Annotated in this window: 12 protein-coding genes and 1 pseudogene; 10 read left to right on the forward strand and 3 right to left on the reverse strand. The window is 36.0% G+C overall.

Annotated features, from left to right (window positions below; all coding sequences use genetic code 11):
* Nucleotides 1-3 precede the first annotated feature (3 nt).
* The 7 genes and pseudogenes from HMPREF2801_RS06845 (at nt 4) to HMPREF2801_RS06875 (ending at nt 6749) form a co-directional block, all read left to right on the forward strand.
* A complete protein-coding gene (locus HMPREF2801_RS06845) occupies nt 4-1533 on the forward strand; it encodes an ABC transporter substrate-binding protein (RefSeq protein ID WP_070611322.1) in 1530 nt (509 codons plus the stop codon).
* Between the two features lie 67 nt (nt 1534-1600).
* Nucleotides 1601-2531: pseudogene (locus HMPREF2801_RS06850) on the forward strand (ABC transporter permease).
* A 7-nt stretch (nt 2532-2538) separates the two neighbouring features.
* Nucleotides 2539-3381 (forward strand): ABC transporter permease, encoded by an 843-nt coding sequence (locus HMPREF2801_RS06855; RefSeq protein ID WP_070611324.1) that lies wholly within the window; start codon nt 2539-2541, stop codon nt 3379-3381.
* Nucleotide 3382: 1 nt separating this feature from the next.
* On the forward strand, nt 3383-4339 hold the full coding sequence (locus HMPREF2801_RS06860; RefSeq protein WP_070611326.1) for an ABC transporter ATP-binding protein: 957 nt from the start codon (nt 3383-3385) through the stop codon (nt 4337-4339).
* A 4-nt stretch (nt 4340-4343) separates the two neighbouring features.
* Complete coding sequence (locus tag HMPREF2801_RS06865) at nt 4344-5144, forward strand: ATP-binding cassette domain-containing protein (protein WP_070611327.1); 801 nt, start codon at nt 4344-4346, stop codon at nt 5142-5144.
* 83 nt (nt 5145-5227) lie between these two features.
* Nucleotides 5228-5908 carry a metallopeptidase family protein gene (locus tag HMPREF2801_RS09095; protein ID WP_083303724.1) on the forward strand — a complete coding sequence of 227 codons (681 nt, stop codon included), beginning with the start codon at nt 5228-5230 and terminating at the stop codon, nt 5906-5908.
* Nucleotides 5901-6749, forward strand: coding sequence for a DnaJ domain-containing protein (locus tag HMPREF2801_RS06875; protein ID WP_070611329.1), 849 nt, complete (start codon nt 5901-5903; stop codon nt 6747-6749). Before HMPREF2801_RS09095 ends, HMPREF2801_RS06875 begins: the two co-directional genes overlap by 8 nt.
* A gap of 65 nt (nt 6750-6814) precedes the next feature.
* On the opposite strand, the gene HMPREF2801_RS06880 is transcribed toward HMPREF2801_RS06875, so the two are convergent.
* The 3 genes from HMPREF2801_RS06880 to HMPREF2801_RS06890 form a co-directional block, all read right to left on the reverse strand.
* The gene (locus tag HMPREF2801_RS06880) at nt 6815-7615 is read right to left on the reverse strand and encodes a hypothetical protein (protein WP_070611332.1); all 801 of its coding nucleotides are present in this window, start codon (nt 7613-7615) and stop codon (nt 6815-6817) included.
* Nucleotides 7608-8180: an RNA polymerase sigma factor gene (locus HMPREF2801_RS06885; protein ID WP_070611333.1), complete on the reverse strand. Its 573-nt coding sequence runs from the start codon at nt 8178-8180 to the stop codon at nt 7608-7610. The genes HMPREF2801_RS06880 and HMPREF2801_RS06885 overlap by 8 nt, the downstream gene beginning before the upstream one ends.
* Before the next feature lie 93 nt (nt 8181-8273).
* Nucleotides 8274-9839, reverse strand: coding sequence for an SH3 domain-containing protein (locus HMPREF2801_RS06890; RefSeq protein WP_070611334.1), 1566 nt, complete (start codon nt 9837-9839; stop codon nt 8274-8276).
* A gap of 128 nt (nt 9840-9967) precedes the next feature.
* Here HMPREF2801_RS06890 and HMPREF2801_RS06895 point away from each other — a divergent pair, with 128 nt between their 5' ends.
* The 3 genes from HMPREF2801_RS06895 to metG all read left to right on the forward strand — a co-directional run.
* Nucleotides 9968-10870 (forward strand): alpha/beta fold hydrolase, encoded by a 903-nt coding sequence (locus tag HMPREF2801_RS06895; protein ID WP_070611335.1) that lies wholly within the window; start codon nt 9968-9970, stop codon nt 10868-10870.
* Entirely contained in the window at nt 10871-11809 is a 939-nt protein-coding gene (locus HMPREF2801_RS06900) for a phosphoglycerate dehydrogenase (RefSeq protein ID WP_070611337.1), read from the forward strand.
* Nucleotides 11810-12017: 208 nt separating this feature from the next.
* The coding region (gene metG, locus HMPREF2801_RS06905) for a methionine--tRNA ligase (protein ID WP_070611340.1) at nt 12018-13185 on the forward strand (1168 nt) is incomplete at its 3' end.

Consider the following 13185-nt stretch of genomic DNA (forward strand, 5'->3'; position numbering starts at 1 on the left):
ATAATGAAGAAAAAATTTATTATAGGAATGCTTTTAGTCCTATCCCTATTTATGGTAGCTTGTTCCAATAAAAAAGAAGAAGCTCAAGAGGAAGGCAAGGTCTTAAAGGTTGCAGTTTCAGAAGATACGACAACACTTGAACCAAATGCACTTTCTGATGACTATGAAGAAAATATTTTAATTCAAGTTTACGACACTTTAGTTAAGAGAAATTCTAAGGGTGAACTTGTAAATTCTCTTGCAGAATCCATTGAAAACCCAGATCCACAAACTTTTAAAATTAAGCTTAGAGAGGGAGTTAAGTTCTCCAATGGAGACCCACTTACTGCTGACGATGTAATTTTCACTCTTCAAAGAGCAGCAGCAAGTGACAGATACAAATCTTTTTATGGAAAAATTGACGCAAATTCTTACAACAAAGAAGATGATTTAACTTTTTCCTTTAAACTAAGTGAACCTGACGCGGCCTTTTTAAATTCACTTTCACATCCAGCAGTGTCTATAGTGTCTAAAGCCTATGTAGAAGGTGGAGCAGATCTTACTATTGCACCAATGGGAACAGGACCTTTTGTATTAGATGAGTGGATTCAAAATGACCACGCAACTTTTTCTGTAAATGAAAATTATTGGGGCGATGCTCCTAGTATTTCTGGTATCGAAATGAAGGTTATACCAGAAGCTTCACAAAGAATTATTGAGCTTGAAAGTGGTGGAGTTGACCTTGCATATAAAATCGACCCTGCAGAAATTTCAAATATAGAAGAAAATAAAGATTTAAAGCTTTACAGAAGATTAGATAATTCAATTCATTTTATTGGATTTAACGTAGCTAAGGCTCCTTTTGACAAGTTGGAAGCCAGGGAAGCTATGGTAAATGCAATTGACACTAAGACAATTTTTGAAACTGTCTACATGAACAGTGGAAAACTTGCAACAAGTCCAATAAACCCTAACTTCAAGTATTCTATTGCTGATTCATTAAAGCCAAATGCAGTAAATAAAGAAAAGGCAAAGGAACTTTTTGCTGCAGCAGGTCTTGGAGAAGGAACAAATCTTAAAATTTATACTTCTGACAACCAACAAAGAGTTAATGTTGCAACAATGATGCAAGACCAATTAAAGGATTATGGAATTGGCCTTAGCGTAGAAAGACTTGAATGGGGTGCCTTTGTAGATGCTGTTAGAAATAAGGAACATGATATGTTTATTATGAGTTGGAACCCATCAATAGTAGATGCACATTATGAACTTTTCCAACCTTTCCATTCTGAAAATAAAGGTAAGGAGCCAAATGTCACATTCTTTGGAAATGAAGAACTTGATAATTTAATTAAAGAAGGTATTTCAACTATTGACGATGCCAAGAGAGCAGACATCTATAATAGAGCCCAAGAGCTTATAAATAGAGAATATCCATGGCTTTACATCTGCTATGGCGAGACACTTGTTGCTGGTTCTAATAGAGTAGAAGGTCTCGATCTTCTTCCAAAATATCCACAAGAGCTTAAAGATGTAAGTCTTTTAGAAAAATAATTTTTTTTAAATTCACCAAGGTCTTCTTTGGTGAATTTTGTCTTTTCTACAGAAGAAAGGATTAGATATGACTAAATATGTATTAAAGAGACTTTTAATATTAATACCTACACTTCTTGGAGTGAGCTTTATAGTCTTCTTGCTCCTTTACTTGTCGCCAGGAGATGCTGCCCTTGCTGCAGCTGGACCTAACGCACCTAAGGAGACAGTAGATGCTATAAGAGAAAGTCTTGGACTAAATAAGCCCTTTATAGTTCAATATGGAAATTACTTAAAGGATTTAATTTTTCACTTTGACCTTGGCAAAAGCTATCAGTCAGGAAGATCAGTTTCAGAAGCTTTGCTTAGAGTTTTTCCAACAACTTTAAAACTTGCCGGTGGCGCCCTTGTCCTTGCCATAATTATGGGCATATCCTTTGGCGTAATAGCAGCCCTAAAGAAAAATACTTTTATTGACTCAATGATTACTGCCCTAGGCATGGTTTGGACTTGCAATGCCAATTTTTTGGTCAGGACTTTTACTTATAATTGTATTTTCAACAAAGCTAAAGATTCTTCCGGCATCAGGTTTTTCTTCCATAAAGCACATGATCCTGCCTTGGTTCGCCTTAGGCTTTCAGTCATCAGCTGTAATTATGAGGATGACCAGGTCTGCCATGTTAGATGTCCTAGACAAGGACTACATCAGGACTGCCTATGCCAAGGGACTTTCCAAAGCAAAAATTATTTTTGTCCACGCCCTTAAAAATGCAATGATTCCTGTTATAACCACAATTGGGCTTCAAGCAGGTGGACTTCTTGGCGGAAGTATTTTGACAGAAACAATTTTCTCCATTCCAGGCATTGGAAGACTAATGGTGGACTCCATAAAAACTCGTGACTACCCAATAATTCTTGGGGCAATTATGCTAATAGCCATAGTTTATTCTGTAATTTCCATTATCGTTGACATCCTCTACGGCTTTATCAATCCAAGAATAAAGGCAGACTACAAGTAGGTGAAATATGTTAAAGAGATTAAAAACATTTTTTAAATATTACAGGAGAAATAAAGTTGCAGTAGTGGCACTGGTCCTTTTAATTCTCATAATTTTTGCTGCAATTTTTGCCGACCTCCTTTCACCCTACGACTACACTGAGCAGTTTCCCAAGGATAACTTTTTAAGACCAAGTAGTGAACATCTAATGGGGACAGATAACTTTGGACGAGATATATTTTCGAGAGTCCTTCACGGAGCCCAAGTCTCCCTTAAAATTGGTTTCACATCTGTAATTATTTCCACAGTAATTGGAGTAATCATTGGTGCCTTGGCAGGTTACTACGAGGGAATTTTTGATGCCATAATTATGAGAGTCATGGACACGATCTTATCCATTCCACAACTTGTCCTTGCCATTGCCCTTGCTGCAGCTCTTGGTGGTGGCATGAAAAATTTAATTTTGGCAGTTTCCCTATCTTCAATTCCATCCTATGCCAGGATAGTTAGAAGTCAGGTCATGTCTGTAAAAAATTTAGAGTACATTGAATCAGCAAGGCTGGCTGGAGTAAAAACTTTTAAATTAATTTTTGCAGAAATTCTACCCAACTGCTTTGCACCCATAATTGTTCAAGCCACAATTGGTGTGGGCACTGCCATCTTATCTGCAGCTTCCCTTTCCTTTATTGGCATGGGAATTATGCCGCCAGAAGCAGAGTGGGGTCAAATGCTTTCTGAAGGGAGAGCTTATATTAGAAACTATCCACACATAACCCTATTCCCAGGCATGGCAATTGCCATAACAATTTTACTTTTAAATATTGTTGGCGACGCCTTAAGAGATGCCTTTGACCCAAAGTTCAGGAGGTAGTATGTTATTAGAAATAAAGGACCTTGAAGTTTTTTTCAAAAGCTCCCAAGGCATAGTAAAAGCTGTAAATAAAGTCAATATAAATACTCGTGAAAAAATGACAACTGCCATAGTAGGTGAATCTGGCTCGGGAAAGTCTGTAACTTCCCTTGCCGTTATGGGTCTTCTGGACAAGTCCTCTCTTGAAAAAATTTCTGGTGAGATAATTTTTGAAGGAAAAAATCTTTTAGAGTCTTCTCCAGAAGAATTAAGGCACATTAGAGGCAATAAGATCTCTATGATTTTTCAAGAGCCCATGACTTCACTTAATCCTGCTCTAAAGGTTGGCTACCAAATGTCTGAAGTCTTTAGGACTCACTTTGACATGGATAAAAAAACTGCCAGGGAAAAATCTATAGAGATGATAAAAAAAGTTGAAATAGATAGGGCAGAAGATGTCTACAATTCATATCCCCATGAGCTTTCTGGAGGCATGAGGCAGAGAATTATGATTGCCATGGCACTTTCATCTTCTCCAAAACTTTTAATAGCAGATGAACCTACAACTGCCCTTGATGTTACCATTCAAAAGGAAGTTTTAGAGCTCATGAAAAAATTAAAGGAAGACATGAATACTGCCATAATTTTTATAAGTCACGACCTTGGAGTTGTTTCTGACATAGCAGATTATGTAAATGTAATGTACGCGGGAAAAATCGTGGAGAGGGCGAGGGCAGAAGATATATTTAAAAAGCCCCTTCACCCTTACACAAGAGGACTTATAAGGGCAATACCTACTGCCCACAAGAAAAAGGACCAGCTCTACACAATTAGGGGGTCAGTTCCAAATCCAATTGACCTTCCAGAATCTTGCTACTTCTGCGATAGGTGTGACGAGAAGATGAAAATTTGCCAGGAAAAAATTCCTGAAGAAGTGGACATTGACGGTCATAAGGTATCCTGCTTTTTGTATAGGTGATAAAATGAGGGACGAAATTATTTTACAAGTTAAAAATTTGAATAAAGAATTTAAAATTAGCGGCGGCAAAAGCTTTAAGGCAGTTGATGACATTTCCTTCGACCTAAAAACTTCTCACACTCTTGGCGTTGTTGGCGAAAGTGGGTCAGGCAAGTCAACTCTTGCCAGGTGCATCATGGGACTTTATCCTGATGCCAGCGGAGAAATAATTTATAAGGGCAAAAATATTTTAAAGGAAAATCAGAGGGAATTAAAGGAATATAGAAAAGATGTGCAGATGATTTTTCAAGACCCCTATTCCTCACTTAACCCCAGAAAAAAGTGCAAGGACATAATTGCATCAGGCATAAGAAATCTCTTAGGCGAGAAGGACAAAAAGAAAATCGAAAAAAAAGTTTTGGAGACCATGGAAATTTGTGGCCTGTCAGAATATCACATGGAGAGATATCCCCACGAATTTTCTGGAGGGCAAAGGCAGAGGATTTCCATTGCCAGGGCACTTGCCGTTGACCCAAAAATAATTGTGGCAGATGAGCCAACTTCTGCTCTGGATGTTTCCATTCAGGCACAAATAATAAACCTTCTTGAAGACCTGCAAAGGGACTTGGGTCTATCCATGATTTTTATTTCTCACGACCTCTCTGTTGTAAGGCATGTGGCAGAGGAAGTCTTGGTCATGTATAAGGGCAGATGCGTGGAGTATAATGATTCTGAAGAAATTTTTGAAAAGCCAAGAGAGGACTACACGAAAAAATTATTGTCATCAGTGCCAGGCAAGACTCTGGCTCAAGTGGAAGATGTGTAGAAATTTTTCTTCCTGGGTATTATAATTAGATAAAGTAGATAAAACTGTAGGCTTCTACAGTTTTTTATTTTGGAGGTGAAAAGATGCTTGACCAAGAGGGCAAAAGAATTTTTTTTAGCGACCAAGAAAATAATATTGACCTTCCCCTTGAAATAATTGGGAATATTTATGACAAAAGAGAAGAGAAAATAGATTTTAAATCAAGTGATGATGATCCAAAAGAAGAAAACTTTACTCATAAAGATTTAAAGGAGAGCCAAGAAGAAAGTCTAGAAGAAGTTCAAAAGGAAGATAAAGAAGTCAATTCAGAAGAAAATCAAGATGAAGTTCAAGATGACAATCAAGAAGATGAGAATTTATTTGATGAAAATAAATATGATCCCTATTACTTAGAGAGAATCGACGAAGTTCAGGAAATTTTGGAAGAAATTTGCGAATCCATACCTTCTTATGCCTATGAGCATCTTAATGGTGGTATAATTCTTACAGAAGAGGCAAAGTACCACGAGGAAGCCTATGCAGAGGACCTAGTTATCATGGGCGAGTACCAAAGGTCAATGCTTGGCAACATGATAAAAATTTATTATGGGTCCTTTATGGACATGTACAGATTTTCCTCAAGGGAGACCCTAAGGGAAAAGCTAGAGGAAGTTCTCCTCCACGAGTTCACTCATCACTTGGAGTTTCTTGCCAATGAGTGGGGACTTGTAATTGAAGACAAGAAATTTTTAGAAGAATATAGAAAAAGGAAGCAAAATGAATAAAATTTTAGGATATTTTTATAAGGGTTTAGGCAAATTTTTTGACCTCATCTTAACCTTTTTAATTGTAATAGTTAATATTGCCGTAGATTTATTTTCAGCTGTAAGGAGATTGTTCTTATATATAATTTCCATGGGCGGCTGCTTGATAATATTTTTACTTTTAAATCCCTTTGCTTGGCAGGGACTTGCAAGAAATAAGTGGCTGTCAACTCTAATCATGCTGGCTATTATTGTGCCCCTACTTGGCAATGTGTCAGAATCTTTTTTGAAGTACATACATTATATGGTGACAGAATTTTTCTACGACAGGGCAGATCATTATCTCCTTGGTAAGGTTAATGAATTCGAAAGTATTTCTGGCTACGGCAGGGCTTATTGGGAGAAAAAAGAAAGGGAAAGAATTAGACAAGAAGAAGAGAGAAGGAAGAAGAGAGAGGAAGAATTTAGAGAGAGATTTAAAGATTTCGGTGGCTTTACTTGGACCACCTTCGACGATTTTTCTCAGTTTGATGAATTTTTTAGGCAGCAGGGTTACGGCGGCTTTTATGAAAATCAAGGTGGCTCTTATGGAAATAATTACGGCGGTTCCTACGGAAAGGGGCAAGGAGGAGGCTACGGCTTTAAGGACCAATACGAAAAAGCCTGCGACACTCTCGGCGTAAATTATAACGCAGACAAGTATGAAGTGAAGCTTGCCTACAGAAAGATGGCGAAAAAATATCACCCTGACTTAAATAAGGAAGAGGGCGCCAAGGAAAAATTCCAAGAAATAAATGCAGCCTACGAATTTTTAAACGACTCAAATATTGAGATGTATAAAAAAATGTCTGGGGCAAATTAATTTTATTTGATATGAAAATTTAGACAAAAAGAAAGGACCACGAGGGTCCTTTTTTAGTGTTTAGATTATTTAATTATACTTGCCCCCATTTGGAAAAATTCATCTGGGTCAACTGGTTTTTTATCTCTAAAGTTCATATTGTGTAAGAGATATTGATTGCCCTTGTATTCAAAGATTAAGTAAGTTGAGACAGCTTCAGTTCTGTCTGAACCCTTGCCACCGATGCCAACATTAAAGAAAGGATCCTTTTCAAATCTTTCTTTGTCAGCAGGACTTAAGTCTTCCTTGCTTCCAACAAATAAATTGTCATAAACTGAGTAGTAAAAATCCACTCCCTTTATAGTTCTCATTTCCTTGTAAGGAGCACTTGAAATAGGGTCGTGACCTTCAACAATTCTGTCTATAGCTAAAGTGATATGATCTGCATCTTCTCCTATTTGCTTTTTGTAGTTGACATCAATTGCCTTTCTCTTATTTAACTTTGCGCCAGTTTCATCCACATCTGCCGTATCTACAATTGTTATTCCGTCAAACTTATAGTCGCCTAAATTTTCTGGAGCGTAGGCTTCAAGGCCTGCCTTTTTTTCTGCCTTGGCAAGGTCAGTGTATTGTGTGTAATCATATTTTTGAGATGAAGATGAAATTGATCCTGTAATTTTTCCTGCTGCGAAAACTCCCACTGAAAGGACAAGGGCAAGGGCAGCCACAAATATAAATTTCTTTTTCATTTTAAATTCTCCTTTTTCTTCTGTAGACTTAATTTCTAAGTCAATTTTATTTTTGAGGTAAGCAGAAGGAGCAGAATTTTCCGCGCTCTTATTTAATTCTTTTTTTATATACTCATCAAAATTATTAAAATTATTCATAAATACTCTCCTTCTCGCCAAAGTCTTGGTCGACTTTCATTATTTCTTTCTTTAAATTTTTTCGAGCTCTAAAAAGTCTAGACTTAACTGTACCCGTAAAGGTCTTTAAGATTTTTGCGATTTCTTCTATGGAGAAGTCGTCGTAATAAAAGAGGACCAGGACTTCTCTTTCCTTGTGATTTAATTTTAAGAGGGCTGATTCAACTTCATTATTTAATACAAATTCATCTTCTCCACTTGAAATAAGATTTGAGTCAGCCTTTTCCAAAATAAATTCGTCGGGAAATTCTCTCTTTCTATTTTTATATCTGGTGTAGCAAGAATTTTTTAAAATTGAAAAAATCCAAGGTTTTAATTTGTTAAATTCCTTCAAGTTATTTATGTTTTTGTAAATAGAAAGGAAGGTGTCTTGGAGGACATCTTCTGCCTCCTCTCTATTTCCCAAGATGAGAAGGGCAGTTCGGTACAAGCTTAAGTAGTATTCTTCATAGAGGAGATTAAAGGAATCTTTGTCGCCCTTTTTTAATTTTTTAAAATTTTCTATGTTAAATTTTTGGGGATTCATTTTAACCTCCTTTAGATGCATCTACTTATAAGACTATTTAGGATGGGAAAAGGTTCATTTTTTTCAAAAAAAATCTCCACCTAAGTGGAGAAATTAATTTAAAGTCTTATCTGATATCCAGCCCCTTAAATTTTCACCAGAGATGCTGGACTTAACTTCTACATGGCACCAAATTCTCTCGCCCTGCTCAATTTTTGTCTCTAAGACATAAAGTTCAGTTCCCTTTTCCAAAATTTTTATAATTTCAGAATCTACACTTGCTTCCTTTCTTAGGTTTGCCTTTTCTGTGGCAACATTCCTGTAAGTGTGTAGAAGTTCAGAAGATTTTTTTGCAGTTTGAGCTGCATCGGTGTAGTCATTTTCTTTTTCAAAACTTTCTGTTTGATCTTTATCTTTGTTTATATCAATGGCATTTTTGCTTTCAATTTCTTTTTTTAGGCTTGTTGCCTTGGCAGATTCAGGCACGACGCCAAGGTAGGAATTTAAAAGAAGCATTGCTTCATTTACTTTATTTTCCTTGTAAGCATCCTTTACCTTATTCAAAATTATATTGTCTATGGAGAGGAGTTTATCTTGAGCTGCCTTATAATTTTTCTCGTCTTCTTGAATTACCTTTTTAAAATTGTAGGCTGAATCAATATAATTTTCTTCCTGGTAAAGTTTGATGCCCTTTTGGTAGAAGTCATCAGATTGAACTAACTTCTTTAGTTTTTCCATTTCATTTGAAATTTCTGGACTGGTCTTTTTCTTTGTAGCTTCCTTGTATAAGTCCAGTGCCTCTTTGTACTCGCCACTTAGGGCAAGTCCCCTTGCATCCTCAATTTTATTTACGTTTCTCGTTATAACTGCGAAATTAATTATAAATAGAGAGATTATGGACAAAATAATAATTAAAACTATGGAGAAAAACACAATCTTTGCAGAAAATTTCTTTGGTTTTTTTGTAGTCACTTCATTAGTTCTGTCAACTTTGAGGCTCTCTGTGTTTGGAGCAATCTTTGAAAGGTTTGTCTGAGTCAAGTGAGTCTCCAAGGTCTTTAAATTTATGTCTGAAGTTGACTTGGTGTTTTCAAGAACATTTAAAATTTTTGAATTAATAAGTGGCTCAGTCAAATTATTTAGGACAAAACTTTTATTTCTGCCACAAAAATCACATTCGCTGCTGTCCTTTTCGTTTATAAAACCACAGGCACAGCGCCAAAAATCAATTTGGTTTTCGCCATAAGTTTTAATTCCGTCGCCAAGAGTTTCCTTTATTTGTGCACGCTTTTTTTCGGGAATGACTGGCAAACTCATGTCATATTTTTTTTCAGAACAAGTTATAGTCTTTCCGTCGCAAGTGTACTTTGATATGTAAATGTCTATAGCCCTTGCCTTATAAAATCTCTCATCCAATAAAAAAGGATCCAAAAAATATCTCGTATAGGGCTCAATATTAACTGCTTGAGAAAAATAAAATTCTCTGCCATTAAAGAGATATGACTTTTCAATAGACTTGAACTTTACGGCAAATTCAATGTTTGTGACAAAGGAGTCCTGTGCATTTAAGACATCAATGGCTAGGGCAAAATCGCCGCTAGTGAGTTCTGCATTGGCAATTTGAATTTTTTCACTTGTATTAAAGCTAAGTTTAGTTGGCAGTGTTCTAAAAAAACTCATAAAGACTCCTTTCTATCCATACTTTATTACTTAATTATAAGCTACTTGAAAAATTTTTACAATATGGCTTCTATTTACTAAATTAGACCTTTAGCATATAATTTAATTATATGGAAGGAGAAGGTGAAATGAACTTAAAAGAAAAATACATTAAGCTCAATGACGAGGAAATTTTTTATCTGGACAATGAAAGCAAATCGGAGAAAAATATTTTAATGATTCATGGAAATATGTACTCATCTTCTTGTTTTATTGAAATCATAAAAGAATTAGAGGACTATCACATATTTGCCCCAGACATGAGGGGATATGGCAAGTCTTCCTATAATAATAAAATTACTTCAATTGATGACTTTGTTTCAGACATAAAAGAATTTATTTTAAAGCTGGATATAAAAAACTTTACCCTAGTATCCTGGTCTCTTGGCGGTGGCGTCGCCCTTGAACTTTCCAGGGACAAAGACATAAAAGATAGGATAAAAAATCAAATATTTCTTGCACCCTTTGGCTACGCACCCTTTAGGACCAATGGCGCAGATATTTTGACAAATAATTTTCACGAGTATTTAAATAATTTTGACTTTATAAACCCTCAAAAAAACCTAGAAATTTTCAAGGGTCTCATGACCTTTAACATGAATTTAATCGAGGACAGCTTTGCCAGCATGGGCATGACGGGAACAGAATTAAAAAAAGACAACATCAGAGTTTTATTTAAGACCTTTATCTACAATGTAAAGTTGCCAGAAAAGGAAGAGTTTGAGAGAAATGTTGAATCGGCAATTAGGCAGAGAAACTTAGACGAAGTTGCAGGCATCTTGAGAGATTATAAATATCATGGAGGAAGGCTTGCCATGAAGAGCCTAGTCCTTCATGGCTATGATGACAAAATAATATCTTACATGGATGGAAAATTTTTATCAGATGAAATTGGCGCAAAATTTGAAAAGCTAGACGATTGTGGGCACGCTGTAATGACTGACAAAAAGAATTTAGTAATAAAAAATATAAAAAAATTTGTGGAGGAATAAATGAAAGTACTATTAGGCCAAGGCATGGCAAGAAAATATGGAGACACAATAAGAAAATTAGGTTATGAGGTAATTGGCTATGACGAAAAAAATCCTAATGCAGTGAAAGATTATGGCGAAGACATATTAATTGGCGCAATAAATTTAGAAAATTTAAATTACAAGGACCACAAAAATTTAAAGTACATCTTTTTGACATCAGTGGGCATTGACTTTTTGGACTTAAATTACATTAAAGAAAAGGAAATAGTTTTATCTAACAACAACGGCGCCTACGACGACCCCATAGCCGAGTGGATTGTCTATGGACTCCTTCAAATAGATAAGGAAGACAGAAAAAACATAGAAAACCAAAAGGAAAAACTTTGGAAGAAGAGGAGTTTCTCCCACAACCTCTATGGCAAGAAGGCAATATTTTTGGGCACAGGCACAATTGCCATAGGAGGAGCAAAAAGGCTAAGGGGCTTTGACATTGAACTAAATGGATTTAACACCAGCGGCAGAAAAGTTGAGCCCTTTGACAATGTCTATTCAGTAGATGAGCTTGACCACATACTTCCACAAATGGACTACATCATAATGTGCCTGCCAGGAACAGAAAAAACTCATCACCTATTAAATAGAGAAATATTTAAAATCCTAAAAGATGGAGTAGTAATAGTAAACATATCAAGAGGAGCAACAATTGACGAAGAGGCACTTGTAGAAGCACTTGAATCAGGAAAAGTAAGAGGGGCAGCCCTAGATGTCTTTGAAGAAGAACCACTAGATGAATCATCACCACTTTGGGACATGGATAATGTCTACATCTATCCACACATATCCTTCTCCTGCGAAGACTTGGGCAGAAGACAGTTTGAAACAGCCTACCAAAACCTAAAGGCCCTAAAAAATGACGGCGACTTCAAAAATATAGTAGACTTCGACAAGGGCTATTGAAAATAAAATAAATTGGGGAAGAGTTTGTAATTTATAAAGATAAGTTGCAAACTCTTTTGTGTTTAAAACATACTGATTACATTGCTTAAATTGATTTTATAGGCGATTTCAGTTATAATTATTTTAATTATGATATATTTTAATCGGAATTTTGACAGATTTTGCCAAGACCTTATCCCCTGGGATTGGGTTTTTTTATGGAGGTTTTATGAGTAATAAGAAATTTTATGTTACGACGCCAATTTATTATCCAAGTGACAATCTTCACATTGGTCATACTTACTGCACTGTGGCAGTTGATTGTGTTAAGAGATTTAAAAAAATGCAAGGCTATGATGTTTTCTTTACTACTGGTACTGATGAACATGGTCAAAAGATAGAGGCTAAGGCTAAGGAATTTGGCATGAAGCCAAAGGATTATGTTGATGGCATTGTCAAAAATATCAAAAAGCTTTGGGAAACTATGGACATTGACTACGATTATTTTGTCAGATCTACTGATGAGGATCACGAAGAAGATGTTAGAAATATTTTCCAAGAGCTTTACGACAAGGGCGACATTTACAAGGGCGAATATGAAGGTTTTTATTGTACTCCTTGTGAATCTTTTTGGACTGAGGCACAAGTTGGTGAAGACCACACTTGTCCTGACTGTGGAAGACCAACTCAGCTTACTCATGAGGAATCTTATTTCTTTAGGCTTTCTAAGTACAAGGACAGGCTTTTAAAATACTATGAAGACCACCCTGAGTTCATTGAGCCTGCTTTTAGAAAAAATGAAATGGTTAAAAACTTTTTCGAAGGCAAGGACGGTCTTGAAGATCTTTCTGTTTCTAGGTCTACTTTTGATTGGGGAGTTAAGGTTCCCTTTGATGACAAGCATGTTGTTTATGTTTGGATAGATGCTCTTGCATGCTACTTAACTGCTATTGGTTATGGCACTGACAAGGAAAAGTTTAATTCTTATTGGCCAGCTGGCGTTCACTTTGTTGGCAAGGAAATTATTAGATTCCATGTTATTATTTGGCCTGCTATTTTAATGGCACTTGATTTGCCTCTTCCTGACAAGGTTTTTGGTCATGGCTGGATTTTATTTGACAACGACAAGATGAGTAAGTCCAAGGGAAATGTTATTTATCCTGAGCCAATTATCAAGCTTTATGGTGTTGATGCTCTTAAATATTTCTTGCTAAGAGAATTTTCTTTTGGCTCTGACGGATCTTTTAATATTGAAAAATTCATGCAAAGACTTAATTCTGACTTAGCTAACGACCTTGGCAATCTTCTTTCAAGAACTGTCTCCATGATTTCTAAATACAATGATGGAGTCATTGAAGATATGGGTGCAAGAGAAGATGTGGATGATGATCTTGAAA

Origin of the sequence: Peptoniphilus sp. HMSC062D09 (assembly GCF_001811425.1) — a bacterium.
GTDB lineage: Bacteria > Bacillota > Clostridia > Tissierellales > Peptoniphilaceae > Peptoniphilus_A.

Bases quoted from the DNA above. Each gene is read 5' to 3' on its own strand.
- HMPREF2801_RS06845 (WP_070611322.1), top strand. From the start codon at position 4: ATGAAGAAAAAATTTATTATAGGAATGCTTTTAGTCCTATCCCTATTT.
- HMPREF2801_RS06855 (WP_070611324.1), top strand. From the start codon at position 2,539: ATGTTAAAGAGATTAAAAACATTTTTTAAATATTACAGGAGAAATAAA.
- HMPREF2801_RS06860 (WP_070611326.1), top strand. From the start codon at position 3,383: ATGTTATTAGAAATAAAGGACCTTGAAGTTTTTTTCAAAAGCTCCCAA.
- HMPREF2801_RS06865 (WP_070611327.1), top strand. From the start codon at position 4,344: ATGAGGGACGAAATTATTTTACAAGTTAAAAATTTGAATAAAGAATTT.
- HMPREF2801_RS09095 (WP_083303724.1), top strand. From the start codon at position 5,228: ATGCTTGACCAAGAGGGCAAAAGAATTTTTTTTAGCGACCAAGAAAAT.
- HMPREF2801_RS06875 (WP_070611329.1), top strand. From the start codon at position 5,901: ATGAATAAAATTTTAGGATATTTTTATAAGGGTTTAGGCAAATTTTTT.
- HMPREF2801_RS06880 (WP_070611332.1), bottom strand. From the start codon at position 7,615: ATGAATAATTTTAATAATTTTGATGAGTATATAAAAAAAGAATTAAAT.
- HMPREF2801_RS06885 (WP_070611333.1), bottom strand. From the start codon at position 8,180: ATGAATCCCCAAAAATTTAACATAGAAAATTTTAAAAAATTAAAAAAG.
- HMPREF2801_RS06890 (WP_070611334.1), bottom strand. From the start codon at position 9,839: ATGAGTTTTTTTAGAACACTGCCAACTAAACTTAGCTTTAATACAAGT.
- HMPREF2801_RS06895 (WP_070611335.1), top strand. From the start codon at position 9,968: ATGAACTTAAAAGAAAAATACATTAAGCTCAATGACGAGGAAATTTTT.
- HMPREF2801_RS06900 (WP_070611337.1), top strand. From the start codon at position 10,871: ATGAAAGTACTATTAGGCCAAGGCATGGCAAGAAAATATGGAGACACA.